Source organism: Xanthomonas sp. MLO165 (assembly GCF_018831305.1).
GTDB classification, from domain to species: Bacteria; Pseudomonadota; Gammaproteobacteria; order Xanthomonadales; family Xanthomonadaceae; genus Xanthomonas; species Xanthomonas arboricola.
This window is the reverse complement of sequence record NZ_CP029263.1, coordinates 2,960,842-2,975,321: the sequence shown is the minus strand read 5'-3', so window position 1 is coordinate 2,975,321 and position 14,480 is coordinate 2,960,842. Positions and strand designations below refer to the sequence as shown.

13 protein-coding genes and 1 tRNA gene are annotated in these 14,480 nt (G+C 65.4%); 10 read left to right on the top strand and 4 right to left on the bottom strand.

All coding sequences use genetic code 11. From position 1 onward, the window contains the following. Positions 1–93: 93 nt before the first annotated feature. From DGN21_RS12490 to pnp, 8 genes are all read left to right on the top strand, one after another. Positions 94–170, top strand: a tRNA-Met gene (locus DGN21_RS12490). 210 nt (positions 171–380) lie between these two features. After that, positions 381–971 carry a ribosome maturation factor RimP gene (gene rimP / locus DGN21_RS12485; RefSeq protein ID WP_024937971.1) on the top strand — a complete coding sequence of 197 codons (591 nt, stop codon included), beginning with the start codon at positions 381–383 and terminating at the stop codon, positions 969–971. A 4-nt stretch (positions 972–975) separates the two neighbouring features. Then, entirely contained in the window at positions 976–2,487 is a 1,512-nt protein-coding gene (gene nusA, locus DGN21_RS12480; protein ID WP_024937970.1) for a transcription termination factor NusA, read from the top strand. 95 nt (positions 2,488–2,582) lie between these two features. Further along, positions 2,583–5,291 (top strand): translation initiation factor IF-2, encoded by a 2,709-nt coding sequence (gene infB, locus DGN21_RS12475; protein ID WP_160954463.1) that lies wholly within the window; start codon positions 2,583–2,585, stop codon positions 5,289–5,291. Positions 5,292–5,432: 141 nt separating this feature from the next. Further along, positions 5,433–5,825 carry a 30S ribosome-binding factor RbfA gene (rbfA, locus tag DGN21_RS12470; RefSeq protein ID WP_024937968.1) on the top strand — a complete coding sequence of 131 codons (393 nt, stop codon included), beginning with the start codon at positions 5,433–5,435 and terminating at the stop codon, positions 5,823–5,825. An 80-nt stretch (positions 5,826–5,905) separates the two neighbouring features. Continuing rightward, positions 5,906–6,832 (top strand): tRNA pseudouridine(55) synthase TruB, encoded by a 927-nt coding sequence (gene truB / locus DGN21_RS12465; RefSeq protein ID WP_184578430.1) that lies wholly within the window; start codon positions 5,906–5,908, stop codon positions 6,830–6,832. A gap of 157 nt (positions 6,833–6,989) precedes the next feature. Continuing rightward, positions 6,990–7,250: a 30S ribosomal protein S15 gene (rpsO, locus tag DGN21_RS12460; protein ID WP_003485583.1), complete on the top strand. Its 261-nt coding sequence runs from the start codon at positions 6,990–6,992 to the stop codon at positions 7,248–7,250. Between the two features lie 169 nt (positions 7,251–7,419). Then, positions 7,420–9,534 carry a polyribonucleotide nucleotidyltransferase gene (gene pnp / locus DGN21_RS12455; protein ID WP_054592535.1) on the top strand — a complete coding sequence of 705 codons (2,115 nt, stop codon included), beginning with the start codon at positions 7,420–7,422 and terminating at the stop codon, positions 9,532–9,534. 224 nt (positions 9,535–9,758) lie between these two features. Here the strand turns inward: pnp and DGN21_RS12450 are convergent, their stop codons facing one another. From DGN21_RS12450 to DGN21_RS12440, 3 genes are all read right to left on the bottom strand, one after another. Next, complete coding sequence (locus tag DGN21_RS12450) at positions 9,759–10,805, bottom strand: DUF2272 domain-containing protein (RefSeq protein ID WP_160954464.1); 1,047 nt, start codon at positions 10,803–10,805, stop codon at positions 9,759–9,761. A gap of 62 nt (positions 10,806–10,867) precedes the next feature. Beyond that, entirely contained in the window at positions 10,868–11,752 is an 885-nt protein-coding gene (nadC, locus tag DGN21_RS12445; protein WP_126965973.1) for a carboxylating nicotinate-nucleotide diphosphorylase, read from the bottom strand. Next, on the bottom strand, positions 11,749–12,018 hold the full coding sequence (locus DGN21_RS12440; RefSeq protein ID WP_024937963.1) for a Trm112 family protein: 270 nt from the start codon (positions 12,016–12,018) through the stop codon (positions 11,749–11,751). Before DGN21_RS12440 ends, nadC begins: the two co-directional genes overlap by 4 nt. A 58-nt stretch (positions 12,019–12,076) precedes the next feature. Between DGN21_RS12440 and purE the strand changes: the two genes are divergently transcribed. Together purE and DGN21_RS12430 are read left to right on the top strand one after the other, a co-directional pair. After that, on the top strand, positions 12,077–12,580 hold the full coding sequence (gene purE / locus DGN21_RS12435; RefSeq protein WP_039510673.1) for a 5-(carboxyamino)imidazole ribonucleotide mutase: 504 nt from the start codon (positions 12,077–12,079) through the stop codon (positions 12,578–12,580). Then, on the top strand, positions 12,577–13,722 hold the full coding sequence (locus DGN21_RS12430; protein ID WP_215824934.1) for a 5-(carboxyamino)imidazole ribonucleotide synthase: 1,146 nt from the start codon (positions 12,577–12,579) through the stop codon (positions 13,720–13,722). The genes purE and DGN21_RS12430 overlap by 4 nt, the downstream gene beginning before the upstream one ends. Before the next feature lie 136 nt (positions 13,723–13,858). On the opposite strand, the gene DGN21_RS12425 is transcribed toward DGN21_RS12430, so the two are convergent. Next, complete coding sequence (locus DGN21_RS12425) at positions 13,859–14,437, bottom strand: Fe-Mn family superoxide dismutase (RefSeq protein WP_024937960.1); 579 nt, start codon at positions 14,435–14,437, stop codon at positions 13,859–13,861. Positions 14,438–14,480: the final 43 nt, after the last annotated feature.

Genomic DNA, 14,480 nt, shown 5'->3' with positions numbered 1-14,480 from the left:
TGCCGCGACGTTGAAGACCCCCCCGGGGTTTTCAATCGATGAAAAACTAGGGCTTGCAATTGCCGCTCAAGTTCTTCATAATTCCGCTTCTGCTGCGGGGTGGAGCAGTCTGGCAGCTCGTCGGGCTCATAACCCGAAGGTCGCAGGTTCAAATCCTGCCCCCGCTACCAAGTTTTGAAGTACTGCTTTAATGCAATGCCTTAGGGCAGTCCTTCAGCTTCTTGGATCGCAAAGACGCATGTTCCCGTCTTTGCGCCGACCCTGAGAGGTCGGGCTTTTTTCACGCAAGGGGCCCATCGGGCCCCTTGTTTTTTCCGGAACCGGAAAGTTTGCTGCCGGTTGCCGGGGTTCTACTGGCAATCATCTGATCAGGGCAGTCTGTGAGCGAAAAAGCGACCGAAATCGCGAATCTGCTGAGTCCAACGGTTGAGTCCTTGGGCTTGGAACTGCTGGGTGTGGAATATCTTCCCGCTCCAGGTGGCGCCACATTGCGCCTGTACATCGATGTGCCGCTGGCCGAACAGCCCGAGCGTGTCATCAACGTCGACGACTGCGAGCGTGTGAGCCGCGAAGTCTCGGCCCAGCTCGACGTCGAAGACCCCATCACCGGCAACTACACGCTCGAGGTGTCCTCGCCGGGTGTGGATCGTCCGTTGTTCACGCTGGAGCAGTTCGGCCGTCACGTTGGCGAGTCCGCCAAGATCGTGCTGAAGCTGGCGCAGGATGGCCGGCGCCGCTTCCAGGGCCAGATCGTGCGGATCGACTCCGAGGCGGATGCGGTGGTGTTCGCCGTCGACGGCAAGGATGTGCAGATCGGCTTCGACAACATCGACAAGGCGCGCATCCTGCCGGATTGGGTCGCCCTGGGCCTGGCCCCGCAAAAACCGAACAAGCCCGGCCCGAAAAAACCCGGGCACGACAAGAAGAAACCATCCAACGAGTCGGCGGCTGGCAAGCCGCGCGCGGAGTGACGAAATGAGCAAGGAACTTTTGCTGGTAGTGGATGCGGTGGCCAACGAAAAGGGCGTGCCGCGCGAAGTGATCTTCGATGCGATCGAGGCCGCGCTGGCTTCCGCAGCGAAGAAGCGCTATCCCGACCAGGACGTGCTGACGCGCGTGACCATCGACCACAAGGACGGTAACTACGAAACCTATCGTCGTTGGGAAGTGGTTGCCGACGATGTCGTGATGGAATCCCCGGATCGCCAGGTGCGTCTGATGGATGCCGTTGACGAAGCCGACGGCGTCGAGGTGGGAGACTACATCGAAGAACAGATCGAAAACCCGGACTTCGGCCGTATCGCGGCGCAGGCTGCCAAGCAGGTGATCGTGCAGCGTGTGCGCGAGGCCGAGCGTCAGCAGGTGGTCGATGCCTGGAAGGATCGCGTCGGCGAGTTGATCACCGGTGTGGTCAAGCGCGCCGAGCGCGGCAACATCTTTGTCGATCTGGGCGGCAATGCCGAAGCCTTCATTCCCAAGGACAAGGGCATTCCGCGTGACGTGCTGCGCCCGGGCGACCGCGTGCGCGGCTATCTGGCCGAAGTGCGTTCCGAGCCACGTGGCCCGCAGCTGTTCATCAGTCGCGCCGCGCCGGAATTCATGATCGAGCTGTTCAAGCTCGAAGTGCCGGAAGTGGGTCAGGGCCTGGTCGAGATCAAGGCCTGCGCACGCGATCCGGGCGACCGCGCCAAGATCGCGGTGATCGCGCACGACACCCGCACCGATCCGATCGGCGCGTGCATCGGCATGCGTGGTTCGCGCGTGCAGGCGGTATCCAACGAGCTCAATGGCGAGCGCGTGGACATCGTGCTGTGGAACGAGAACCCGGCCAACTTCGTCATCAATGCGATGGCGCCGGCCGAAGTGCAGTCGATCATCGTCGATGAAGACAAGCACTCGATGGATCTGGCCGTGGCGGAAGACCGCCTGGCCCAGGCGATCGGCAAGGGCGGCCAGAACGTGCGTCTGGCCAGCCGCCTGACCGGTTGGCAGCTCAACGTGATGACCGCCGACCAGGTGGCCGCCAAGTCCGAAGCCGAGCAGACCTCCGCGCGCCAGTTGTTCATGGATCGCCTGGAAGTGGACGAAGAAATCGCAGCGATCCTGGTGACCGAAGGCTTCAATACGGTCGAAGAAATCGCCTACGTGCCGGTCGGCGAGTTGCTGGCGGTGGAAGGCTTCGACGAAGACATCGTCGAAGAGTTGCGCGCCCGTGCCCGCGATGCGTTGCTCAACGCCGCGCTGGCAGAAGAAGAAGGCCTGGAAGGAACTCAGCCCACCGAGGACCTGCTGGCGCTGGAGGGGATGGACGAGGAAACGGCCTTTGCTCTGGCCGAGCACGGCGTGCGCACCAGCGAGGACCTGTCCGACCTGGCAGCGGACGAGATCGTCGACTTCGGCATCGAGGGTCTGACCCAGGAGCGCGCCGCGGCGCTGATCCTGGCGGCCCGCGCCGAGGAGATCGCCCGTTTGGAGCGCGGCGAATGAGCCGGCAATGAACCGCGCCCTGACCCCATCAGGGCTTAGAATCAGCGTTTCCCTTGCTCTGGGCGAGGGGGCGCCAACCAGATCATAGGATCCGAATGTCGCAGCAAACCACCATCCGCAAGCTTGCCGAACTGGTCAATACGCCGGTCGATAAACTGCTGGTTCAACTGGCCGAGGCCGGAATGAAGTTCAGCGGTCCCGACCAGGTCGTGACCAGCACCGAGAAGATGAAACTGCTTGGCTTCCTGCGTCGCACGCATGGCAAGGCCGAGACGCCCGCCGAAGCGGCGAGCGAAGCAGCCAAGAAGATCACGCTCAACCGGCGCAAGCTGCAGGAAGTCACGGTCAGCGCCGGCCGCACCAAGACCACGGTCAACGTGGAAGTGCGGCAGAAGCGCACCTATGTGAAGTCCGAAAACGAAGGCGGCGGCCGTCCTGCGCCGATGACGCCGGACGAAGAGCGCGCCGACATCCTGGCCAAGCTCGCCGCTTCGCGTCAGCGCAATCTCGACGAGCAGCAGGCACTGGCCGAAAGCGACCGCCTGCGCGACGAGGCGATCCAGCGCAAGCGCGAAGAGGAACAGGCTGCGCGCGACCGCGCCGAAGCCGAGCGCAAGGCTGCCGAGGAAGCCGCTGCGGCTGCCAGTGCGCCGGCGCCGGTGGCTGCCGCACCCGCACCGTCTGCAGCGCCTGCCGCACGCGCACCGTCGCCGTCGTCTGCGCCGCGTCCGGCCCGTCCGGCTGGCGCATCGCCGGCATCGCGCCCGGCCACGCCGGCGCGTCCTGACGACCGTTCCAATGCCGCCAAGCACAAGACGCGCGGTTCGCACGTCATGGTGGCCGGTGTCGAGGACGACGATGCGACCAAGCGTTTTGCCGGGCAGTTGCACCTGTCCGCGGCAGATCGTGCGCGCCGTTCCAACGTGCGCGGCAAGCCGACCGGTCGTCCGGGCTCGTCGTCCTCGCGTCGTGGCAACGACAATGGCCGTGGTGGCAACCAGGGCAACAGCGGTCCGCACGGATTCGAACGTCCGACCGCACCGGTGGTGCGCGAAGTGGCGATCGGCGAGACCATCACCGTTGCCGATCTGGCGCAGAAGCTCGCGCTCAAGGGCGGCGACGTGGTCAAGGCGCTGTTCAAGATGGGCGTCATGGCGACCATCACCCAGAGCATCGACCATGACACCGCCGCGCTGGTGACTGAAGAACTCGGCCACAAGGCCGTGCGTGCCGACAATGCCGACTTCGAGGATGCGCTGCTGGCACATGCCGAGGATGCGCAGGGCGATGCCACGCCGCGTCCGCCGGTGGTGACCATCATGGGTCACGTCGATCACGGCAAGACCTCGCTGCTGGATTACATCCGTCGCACCAAGATCGCCTCCGGCGAAGCCGGCGGCATCACCCAGCACATCGGTGCGTACCACGTCGAAACCGCCCGTGGCGTCATCAGCTTCCTGGATACGCCCGGCCATGCCGCGTTTACCTCGATGCGTGCCCGTGGAGCCAAGATCACCGACATCGTGGTGCTGGTGGTTGCAGCCGATGACGGCGTGATGCCGCAGACCAAGGAAGCGGTGGCGCATGCCAAGGCGGCAGGCGTTCCGTTGATCGTGGCGGTGAACAAGATCGACAAGGCCGGTGCCGATCCGCTGCGGGTCAAGAACGAATTGCTGGCCGAAAACGTGGTGGCCGAAGAGTTCGGTGGCGATACCCAGTTCATCGAAGTGTCGGCCAAGGTCGGTACCGGTGTGGACACGCTGCTGGACGCGATCTCGCTGCAGGCCGAAGTGCTGGAACTCAAGGCAGTGGCCGAAGGCCGCGCCAGCGGCACCGTGATCGAATCCTCGCTGGACAAGGGCCGCGGCCCGGTGGCCACGGTGCTGGTGCAGCAGGGCGCGCTGAAGCGTGGCGATTACCTGGTGTGCGGCATCCAGTACGGCCGCGTGCGTGCGCTGTTCGACGAGACTGGCCACCAGCCGGCCTCGGCCGGCCCGTCGATCCCGGTGCAGGTGCTCGGCCTGTCCGGCGTGCCGGAAGCCGGCGACGACTTCGTGGTCGTCGACGACGAGCGTCTGGCCAAGGACGTGGCGCAGCAGCGCGAAACCAAGCGTCGCGAGTCGCGTCTGGTGGCCTCGGCCAGCAACCGCATGGAAGACATCCTGGCCCAGATGGGCAAGGGTGAAGGCCAGCAGGTGCTGAACCTGGTGATCAAGGCCGACGTGCAGGGCTCGGTGGAAGCGCTCAAGCAATCGCTGGTGGCGTTGTCCAACGACGACATCCGCATCAACGTGATCCACTCCGGCGTGGGCGGCATCACCGAATCCGATGCGAATTCGGCAGCGGCCTCCAAGGCCACGGTGATCGGCTTCAACGTGCGTGCCGATGCCTCGGCCCGCAAGATCGTCGAGTCCAACGGCATCGATCTGCGTTACTTCTCGATCATCTATGACGTGATCGACCAGGTGAAGCAGGTGGCCTCCGGTCTGCTCGGCGTGGAAATCCGCGAAGAGATCATCGGCATCGCACAGGTCCGCGATGTGTTCCGCAGCTCGAAGTTCGGCGCGGTTGCAGGCTGCATGGTCATCGAAGGCGTGGTGAAGCGCAGCAAGCCGATCCGCGTACTCCGCGACAGCGTCGTGGTGTTCGAGGGCGAGCTGGAATCGCTGCGTCGCTTCAAGGAAAACGTCGAGGAAGTGCGCAACGGTACCGAGTGCGGTATCGGCGTGAAGGCCTACAACGACGTCAAGGCCGGCGACCAGATCGAGTGCTTCGAGCGTATCGAAGTCGCCCGCACGCTGTAAGGGCTGCCGGGGCCTGCGGGCCCCGGACTCCGCCAGGCGGAGTTGCAACGCGAGTTCTGCAAGGCGGGGGCGGCATGGCCGCCCGCGTCCGTTTTTGGCTTCGGTGCCAATTGGCCCTCCGAATCAACCAGGTCCATGACCATGCCAACCAAATCATTTCATCGCACCGACCGCGTTTCGGCGCAGGTGCGTCGCGACCTCGGCACGATCGTGCACGCGGCCGTGCGCGACCACGGCCTGCCGTCGGTCAGCGTTTCCGACGTCGAAATCAGCCGCGACCTGGCGCATGCCAAGGTGTTCGTCACCGCGCTGCAGCAGGAACGCTCGGCCGAAGCGGTCAAGGGGCTTAAGGAAATCGCCGGTCAGTTGCGTACGCAGCTGGCGCGCGCGATGAAGCTGCGCCACGTGCCCGAGCTGCATTTCCATTACGACGATTCGGTCGACCGCGGCGAGCGTATCGACAACCTGCTGCGTGACTTGGACGATGTCGGCCCCGAGGCCGCATCCAGCGACGAGGACGCCGAGCAGCGCTGAGCGCTGCCGGCCCGCCGCCTGTCGATCAGCGGCCCCGATTTCAACGGGCACGCACAGTGCCCGATTCGAGCACCGATCTGTTGAAACCCCGTATCGTCTATCGCCCGTTGCACGGCATCCTGTTGCTCGACAAGCCGGCTGGAGTCAGCTCCAACACGGCCTTGCAGTCCGCGCGCCGTTTGTTGCGTGCCGAAAAGGGCGGCCACACCGGCAGCCTGGATCCGCTGGCCACCGGCTTGCTGCCGCTGTGTCTGGGCGAGGCCACCAAGATTGCCGGCCTGCTGCTCGGTTCGGCCAAGGCCTACGACGCCGAGATCGTGCTGGGTGTCACCACCGATACCGACGATGCCGATGGTCAGGTGTTGCGCGAGCGTGCGTTGCCGGCACTGGGCGAAGACGCGCTGCGTGCAGCGCTGACTCCCTTCATCGGGCGCATCCGCCAACAGGCGCCGATCTATTCTGCGCTCAAGCAGGGTGGCGAGCCGCTGTACGCCAAGGCTCGCCGTGGCGAGGTGATCGAGGCGCCGGTGCGCGAGGTCGATGTGCATGCAATCGATGTGCTCGGTTACGCCGCGCCGCGGCTGCAGTTGCGTGTGACCTGCGGCTCGGGCACCTATATCCGCAGCCTGGCGCGCGATCTGGGCGAGGTGCTTGGCTGCGGTGCGCATATCGCCTCGCTGCGCCGGCTCTGGGTGGAGCCGTTTCGCGCGCCGCAGATGATCACGCTGGAAGCGCTGTCGGCAGCCCTGGAAGCGGGCACCAACGCGCAGGAGCTATTGCTGCCGATCGAGGCCGGACTGGCCGATTTTGCGCGGATCGTGCTCGATGCGTCGCATGCGGCGCGTTTTCGCATGGGTCAGCGTCTGCGCGATCCTGCATTCCCGACCGGCCAGGTGGCCGTGTTCGGACCCGACGGGATCCCCTCAGGGCTAGGCCTGGTGGACGCGGAGGGGCGTTTGTCGCCGCAGCGATTGTTCAATGGACTGAACGAAGCAGGGGCTTGTTAAGGTTTAGTCAACTTGTTCCCGGGCCCGCACGACGTTACAATTTTGCGGCCCCGATCGGGGCACCTCCAGCGCCAAGCGCGCTCATCCCTAGCAAACGGCGAGTCCGGCGGTGCGTCATGCACGTTCCTGCCGACCACGCATCTATCGAGTAAACATCATGTCCGTCGACACCCAGAAAGTTATTGAAGACAACAAGCGCAGCGCCCAGGACACCGGTTCGCCGGAAGTGCAGGTCGCCCTGCTGACCGCGCGCATCGAGCTGCTGACTGGTCACTTCAAGACCCACAAGAAGGATCACCACAGCCGTCGTGGCCTGCTGCAGATGGTCAACCGTCGCCGCAGCCTGCTCGACTACCTGAAGAAGAAGGACAACGAGCGTTACAAGTCCTTGATCGAGAAGCTCGGCCTGCGCCGCTAATCGAGTCACACCGCCGCGGCGCAGCGATGCGCCGCGGCTTTGTTTTGGTCATTCGCATCACGTTATCTGCAGCATGCAGTTCATGGGCCGGAGCCTCCCGGCCGCCCGTTCTCGGCATGGGTCGACGACGGTCCAACGAAGACAGCAACACCTAAGGGAAAAAACCTCCGTGGCAAAAATCACCAAAACCTTCCAGTACGGCAAGCACACCGTCACCCTGGAGACGGGCGAAATCGCTCGCCAGGCAGGCGGCGCCGTCATCGTCAAGTTCGACGACACCGTACTGCTGGTCACCGCCGTCGCCGCCAAGAGCGCGCGCGAAGGGCAGGACTTCTTTCCTCTGACGGTTGATTATCAGGAGAAGTTCTACGCCGGCGGCCGCATCCCGGGCGGCTTCTTCAAGCGCGAAGGACGTGCGACCGAGAAGGAAACGTTGATCTCGCGCCTGATCGATCGCCCGATCCGTCCGCTGTTCCCGGAGGACTACAAGAACGAAGTGCAGATCATCGCCACCGTGATGTCGATGAACCCGGACATCGACGGCGATATCGCCGCGCTGATCGGCGCATCGGCTGCGCTGTCGCTGGCCGGCACCCCGTTCAACGGCCCGATCGCTGCGGCGAAGGTCGGTTACAAGAATGGCGAATACATCCTCAACCCGACCGTGACCGAGCTGAAGGATTCGCAGCTGGAGCTGGTCGTGGCCGGTACCGCCAATGCGGTGCTGATGGTCGAGTCCGAAGCCGAGCTGTTGTCGGAAGAAGTGATGCTGGGCGCGGTGACGTTCGGCCATCGCGAGATGCAGAAGGTCATCAACATCATCAACGAGCTGACCGTCGAAGCCGGCACCAAGCCGTCCGACTGGGTGGCTCCGGCCAAGAACGACAGCATGATCGCTGCGCTGAAGGAAGCGGTGGGCGACCAGCTCGCGTCGGCGTTCCAGGTGCGCGACAAGCTGCAGCGCCGCGACGCGATTTCGGCGATCAAGAAGGACGTGCTGGGTGCGCTGGCACCGCGCGCCACGGTCGAAGGCTGGGCTGCCGGTGACCTGTCCAAGGAATTCGGCGAGCTGGAATACCAGACCATGCGCGGCTCGGTGCTGAGCACCAAGGTGCGCATCGACGGCCGTGCACTAGATACCGTGCGTCCGATCAGCGCCAAGGCCGGCGTGCTGCCGCGTACCCACGGTTCGGCGCTGTTCACCCGCGGCGAGACCCAGGCGATCGTGATCACCACGCTCGGCACCGCACGCGACGGTCAGGTCATCGACGCCGTCTCGGGCGAGTACAAAGAGAACTTCCTGTTCCATTACAACTTCCCTCCTTACTCGGTGGGCGAGTGCGGTCGTTTCGGCGCGCCGAAGCGTCGCGAGATCGGCCACGGCCGTCTGGCCAAACGCGGCGTGCTGGCAGTGATGCCGAGCCTGGAAGAATTCCCGTACACCATCCGCGTGGTCTCGGAAATCACCGAGTCCAACGGTTCGTCCTCGATGGCATCGGTCTGCGGCAGCTCGCTGGCGCTGATGGACGCCGGTGTGCCGATCAAGGCGCCGGTCGCCGGTATCGCGATGGGCCTGGTCAAGGAAGGCAACGACTTCGTGGTGCTGTCGGACATCCTGGGTGACGAAGATCACCTCGGCGACATGGACTTCAAGGTGGCCGGCACTTCCGAAGGCGTGTCCGCGTTGCAGATGGACATCAAGATCGAAGGCATCACCGAAGAAATCATGAAGCAGGCATTGCAGCAGGCCAAGGCCGGCCGTCTGCACATCCTCGGCGAGATGGCGCATGCGCTGACCACTCCGCGTCAGGAACTGAGCGACTACGCGCCGCGTCTGCTGACCATCAAGATCCACCCGGACAAGATCCGCGAAGTGATCGGCAAGGGCGGCTCGACCATCCAGGCCATCACCAAGGAAACCGGTACCCAGATCGACATCCAGGACGACGGCACGATCATCATCGCCTCGGTCAATGCGATTGCCGCGCAAGCTGCGAAGTCGCGCATCGAGCAGATCACCTCCGACGTGGAGCCGGGCCGCATCTACGAAGGCAAGGTCGCCAAGATCATGGACTTCGGTGCGTTCGTCACCATCCTGCCGGGCAAGGACGGCCTGGTGCACGTCTCGCAGATCTCCAGCGAGCGCGTGGAAAAGGTCGGCGACAAGCTGAAGGAAGGCGATCTGGTCCGCGTCAAGGTGCTGGAAGTGGACAAGCAGGGCCGTATCCGTCTGTCGATCAAGGCAGTGGAAGAAGGCGAGGGCGTTCCGCCGTCGGCCGAGTAATCGCCGCTGGTTGATGCGTCACGAAAAAGCGGGCTTCGGCCCGCTTTTTTGTTGGCTGTTCGGCAAGGGCGCCTGACTTGATCCTTCTCCTGCGGGAGAAGGTGCCCCGCAGGGGCGGATGAGGGTACGGACGAAGCCTCGCGCGGTTGAGCCTTGGCCAAGGCTTCGCCGCCGTACCCTCACTCCAACCCCTCTCCGGATGGGAGCGGGGCTTTGAGCCTTGCTTACCCGGGCTGCTGTGTCGGCGCGGGCTGTGTCTCCGGACGCGGCGGCACCACGCGCGGGAAACCCGGCGGCATCGTGGTGGGTAAGGTGGTTGGCGAAGGCAGCGGTTCGACCGGTGGTGGCGCCGTCATCACCGCATCCGGGCGCAGCTTCAACAGGGCCGCCCAGTCGCGTCGATTGAAATCGCAGAGTTCTTCGTGTGCCGGCGTGCACTCGCTGGCGATGCCCAGGCCGTCTTCGCTCTGGTCCTGGCTGCCGTCGGATTGGGGCGTCGGCAACACCACGCGGCCGGCGCGGTCCAGCGGCATCTTGCGCATCATCACCGTGTTGAACACATTGCCGCCGATCAGGTACAGGGTGCGATCGCCACCGACGTTGGCGGCGATCACCACGTCGCAATGCGATTGCCACGGCATCGGCGCGCTGCCGCCAAGCCCGGCCTTGAGGCCGGCGTAGCCGAGCGCAGCGCTGCGCCCGCGCAGCAGGCACAGCAGATCGCCGGGGGCGGGTTTTTCCACCGCCGGGTCGGTGAACTGGTACGGGCCGCTTGCGCCATCGTTGTAGGCGCTGCGGATGTAATCCAGATGGCGTGCAGAGCGGTGGAAACCGCTCAGGCCGGCCTGCGTCATCACCCAGGAGATGAAGGCGGCCGACCATGGGTTGTCGACCAGGAACGCGCGGCAATCGCTGGCGGTGTAGCGCGTGCCATCCAGTGCCGCGCAACTCGATGCGCCGGGGCGGCCGCCCATCGATGCCAGCGTGCCGCTGTCGCGCCAGTAGCCGGCCACGCGTTGCCAGGCGACCACGCCGTGGTCGGCCAGATAGCCCGATTCGGCCTCGGTCACGCCCAGGCTGGCCAGACGGCCCTTGGCATCGATAAACGGGTGCTGCCACAGGCGATGCTCGTTGCAGGCACTGCGCACGATGGCGATTGCTGCAGGGCTGGTGCCGAAGCGCGGCGGTACATCGCAGACTTCCGCGGCGGCCGCGGTGCCGCCCCATACGGCCAACACCAGACAGAGCCACGGCCAAGGTTTTACAGTCATCGCAGATCCTGCACAGAACAATCGCAGCAGGCTGACAGAGCCGGCTGCGGGCACGCGTGAAATCAGCGCGGCGGTGGGCCGAGTTTGAGCGACAGATCGACCGCGTGCACGTGCTTGGTGAGCCCGCCGATGGAGATGCAATCCACCCCATCGGCTGCAATGGCGGCAATGCCGGCCAGATCCACGCTGCCGGAGACTTCCAGAGGGATGCGTTGTTCGCGCGGCAGGGCGGCAACGATGCGCACCGCGTCGCGACGCATCGCCGGGTCGAAATCGTCGATCAGGATGCGCGTGCAACCGACCTGCAAGGCCTCGTGCAGCTGCTCCAGCGTTTCCACCTCCACCACCAGCGGCAACTGCGGTTGCTGCGCACGTGCGGCATGCACGGCGGCGCTCAGCGAGCCGGCGGCGCGAATATGGTTTTCCTTGAGCATCACCGTGTCGAACAGGCCGATGCGGTGGTTGTCGCCACCGCCGCAGCGCACCGCGTATTTCTGCGCGACGCGCAGGCCCGGCAGCGTCTTGCGCGTGTCCAGGATGCGCGTGCCGGTGCCGGCCACGGCAGCCACGTATGCAGCGGTGGCGGTCGCGGTGGCCGATAGCGTCTGCATGAAGTTGAGCGAGGTGCGCTCGGCGCTGACCAGGCTGCGGCTGCGGCCATGTAGCAGCGCCAGCACCGTGCCGGCGGCGACGTGCTGGCCTTCGTGCACCTGCCAGTCGATCCGCACCTGCGGATCGAGCGCGCGGTGCGTGGCGTCGAACCACGGCCGCCCGGCGATCACGGCGTCCTGCTTGCACAGCAGGTATGCGCTGTCTGGCTGATCGGGCAAAAGCGCCGCGGTCACATCGCCGCTGCCGATGTCCTCGGCCAGCGCGCGCGCCACATCGGCCTCCACCAGCGCGGCCGGTGGCGCCTCCGGCACGATGGTGCGAACAGAAGGATTCACTTTTCGGGGAAGTCGGCGATCTGCGCAGTGCCGATGGCTTCTTCGGCCAGCAGCACCGGAATGCCGTCGTCGACGCGGAAGATCTGCTTGCGGTCGCGCGTGATCAGCGCCTCGCGCAGTGGCTGTGTCTGCGCGGTACCGTCGGCACGCTGTAGGGTTCCGCCGGCGATGGCGGTGTTGAGTGCCTCCAGGCCCTTGCCGTCGAGCAGCGAGAGCGGCTGGCGGGTATCGGGCGAGCACAGCAGGTCGAGCAGTTTGCGATCCATCGAAGTCTTGTCTTGCGTGGAAGATGGCTAGAATACGTCTTTACCGCAGGGCAGGGCCATGACCTCCAACCACTCCGCGCCGCTGGTCGGCATCGTGATGGGTTCCCGTTCCGATTGGGAAACCATGCAACACGCAGCTCAGAAGCTCGATGCGCTGGGCGTGCCTTACGAAGTCAAGGTGGTCTCGGCGCACCGCACACCGGACGTGTTGTTCAGCTATGCCGAGCAGGCTGGCGCGCGCGGTCTGCGCGCGATCATTGCCGGTGCCGGCGGTGCGGCGCATCTGCCGGGCATGCTGGCAGCCAAGACGGCGGTGCCGGTGCTCGGTGTGCCGGTACAGTCCAAGGCGCTCAACGGCATGGATTCGTTGCTGTCGATCGTGCAGATGCCGGCCGGGATTCCGGTGGCCACGTTTGCGATCGGCAATGCCGGTGCGGCCAATGCGGCCTTGTTCGCCGCTGCGATGCTGGCGCCGGAGCAGGCGCAGATCGGTCAGGCACTGGCGCAGTTCCGCGCCAGGCAGACCGACGATGTCATGGCCAGCGACGACCCGCGCCAATGACCACGGTCGGCATTCTGGGTGGCGGCCAGTTGGCCCGCATGCTGGTGTTGGCCGGTGCTCCGCTGGGCTTGCGGTTTGCGGTGTTCGACCCGGCCATCGATGCCTGCGCAGGGCAGGTGGCGCCGCTGCAGGCAGGCGCCTTCGACGACACCGCCGCGCTTGCCGCATTCGCCGCACAGGTGGATGTGATCACCTTCGATTTCGAAAACGTGCCGGCCGCCGGCGCGCAGCAGTTGGCTGCGCAGGTGCCGGTGTTTCCCAGCGCTGCCGCGTTGGCGGTGGCGCAGGACCGGCTCAGCGAAAAAACCCTGTTCCGCGAGCTCGGCATTCCGGTGCCCGAGTTCGCCGCCATCGACGACCGTGCAGGGCTCGACGCTGCATTGGCCCGTATCGGCACGCCGTGCGTGCTCAAGACACGTCGCTTCGGCTACGACGGCAAGGGCCAGTTCCGCATCAAGACGCTGGCCGATGCCGATGCCGCGTGGGACGCGCTCGGCGCGCAGGCGGCGAAGGTCGGGCTGATCGTGGAGGCGTTCGTGCCGTTCGAGCGCGAGGTCAGCGTGGTGGCAGTGCGTGGGCGCGATGGCGAATTCCGCGCCTGGCCGCTGACCGAGAACTGGCATGTGGACGGCGTGCTCTCGGCCAGTCTTGCGCCGGCGCGTGTGGAGGCCGGCTTGCAGGCTGCGGCAGAGACGCATGCGCGTGCGATCGCCGAGCGGCTGGACTACGTCGGCGTGTTCGCGCTGGAACTGTTCGTACGCGATGGCCAGTTGCTCGCCAACGAGATGGCGCCGCGCGTGCACAACTCCGGGCATTGGACCATCGAGGGTGCCGAGACCTCACAGTTCGAAAATCATGTGCGCGCCGTGCTCGGTCTGCCGCTTGGCAGTACCGCGATGCGCGGGCATGCCTGCATGCTCAACTGGCTGGGCGCGATGCCGGACGCGACTGCATTTTTGGCGGTGCCCGGTGGGCATTGGCACGACTACGGCAAGCAATCGCGCGAGGGCCGCAAGGTCGGCCATGCCACACTGCGCGCCGAGACGCCACAGCTGCTTGCTCAGGCCTTGAGCGACGCAGGCGCCGCGCTGCAGCGTGATGCGCAGGTCGGACCGGTGCTCGCGCGCTTGAGCGAAGGGTGATTCGCAGAGCCATCGGTGGCACTGCTGGCCTCGCCGATGCGCAGGTCCGTGGCGAAGATGCACGCAGTGCGCGACGCCGCCGGACGCTGTTGCAACAGGTCACCTGATCGTTGACCTGTTGCGACGGCGCAAGCGGCTAACCCAACCGGCTGGCCACGAACTCCCAGTTGATCAGCTTCCAGAACGCGTCCAGGTACTGCGCGCGGTCCTGCCGGTAATCCAGGTAATAGGCGTGCTCCCAGAGGTCGCAAGCGAGCAGCGGGGTGTCCGGCCCGGTGAGCGGCGTGGACGCATTCGGCGTGGCGACGATCGCCAGTGCGCCATCCGGGCGCTGCACCAGCCACACCCAGCCCGAGCCGAAGCTGCCCAGGGCGACGCGGTTGAATTCCTGCTTGAAATGCACGAAGTCGCCGAACGATTTGGCGATGCGGTCGGCCAGCCGGCCCAGCGGCTCACCGCCGCCGCGTGGGCGCAGGCACTGCCAGTAGAAATTGTGGTTCCACACCTGCGCAGCCAGATGGAATAGCGTGCCCTGCGCCTGCGCGATGATGTCTTCCAGGGTCAGCTCGGCGAACTCGCTGCCTTCGATGCGCGCATTGAGCCGATCGACCTCGCTGCGGTGACAGACGCCGTGGTGCGCCTCCAATGTGGCGGCAGACAGATGCGGCTCCAGGGCGACGCGGGAGTAGGGCAGTGCAAGGTGTTCGATCGGCATGATGGCAAGGGCAGCGAAGGGAGTGCGGCGACAGGTCGCGCTG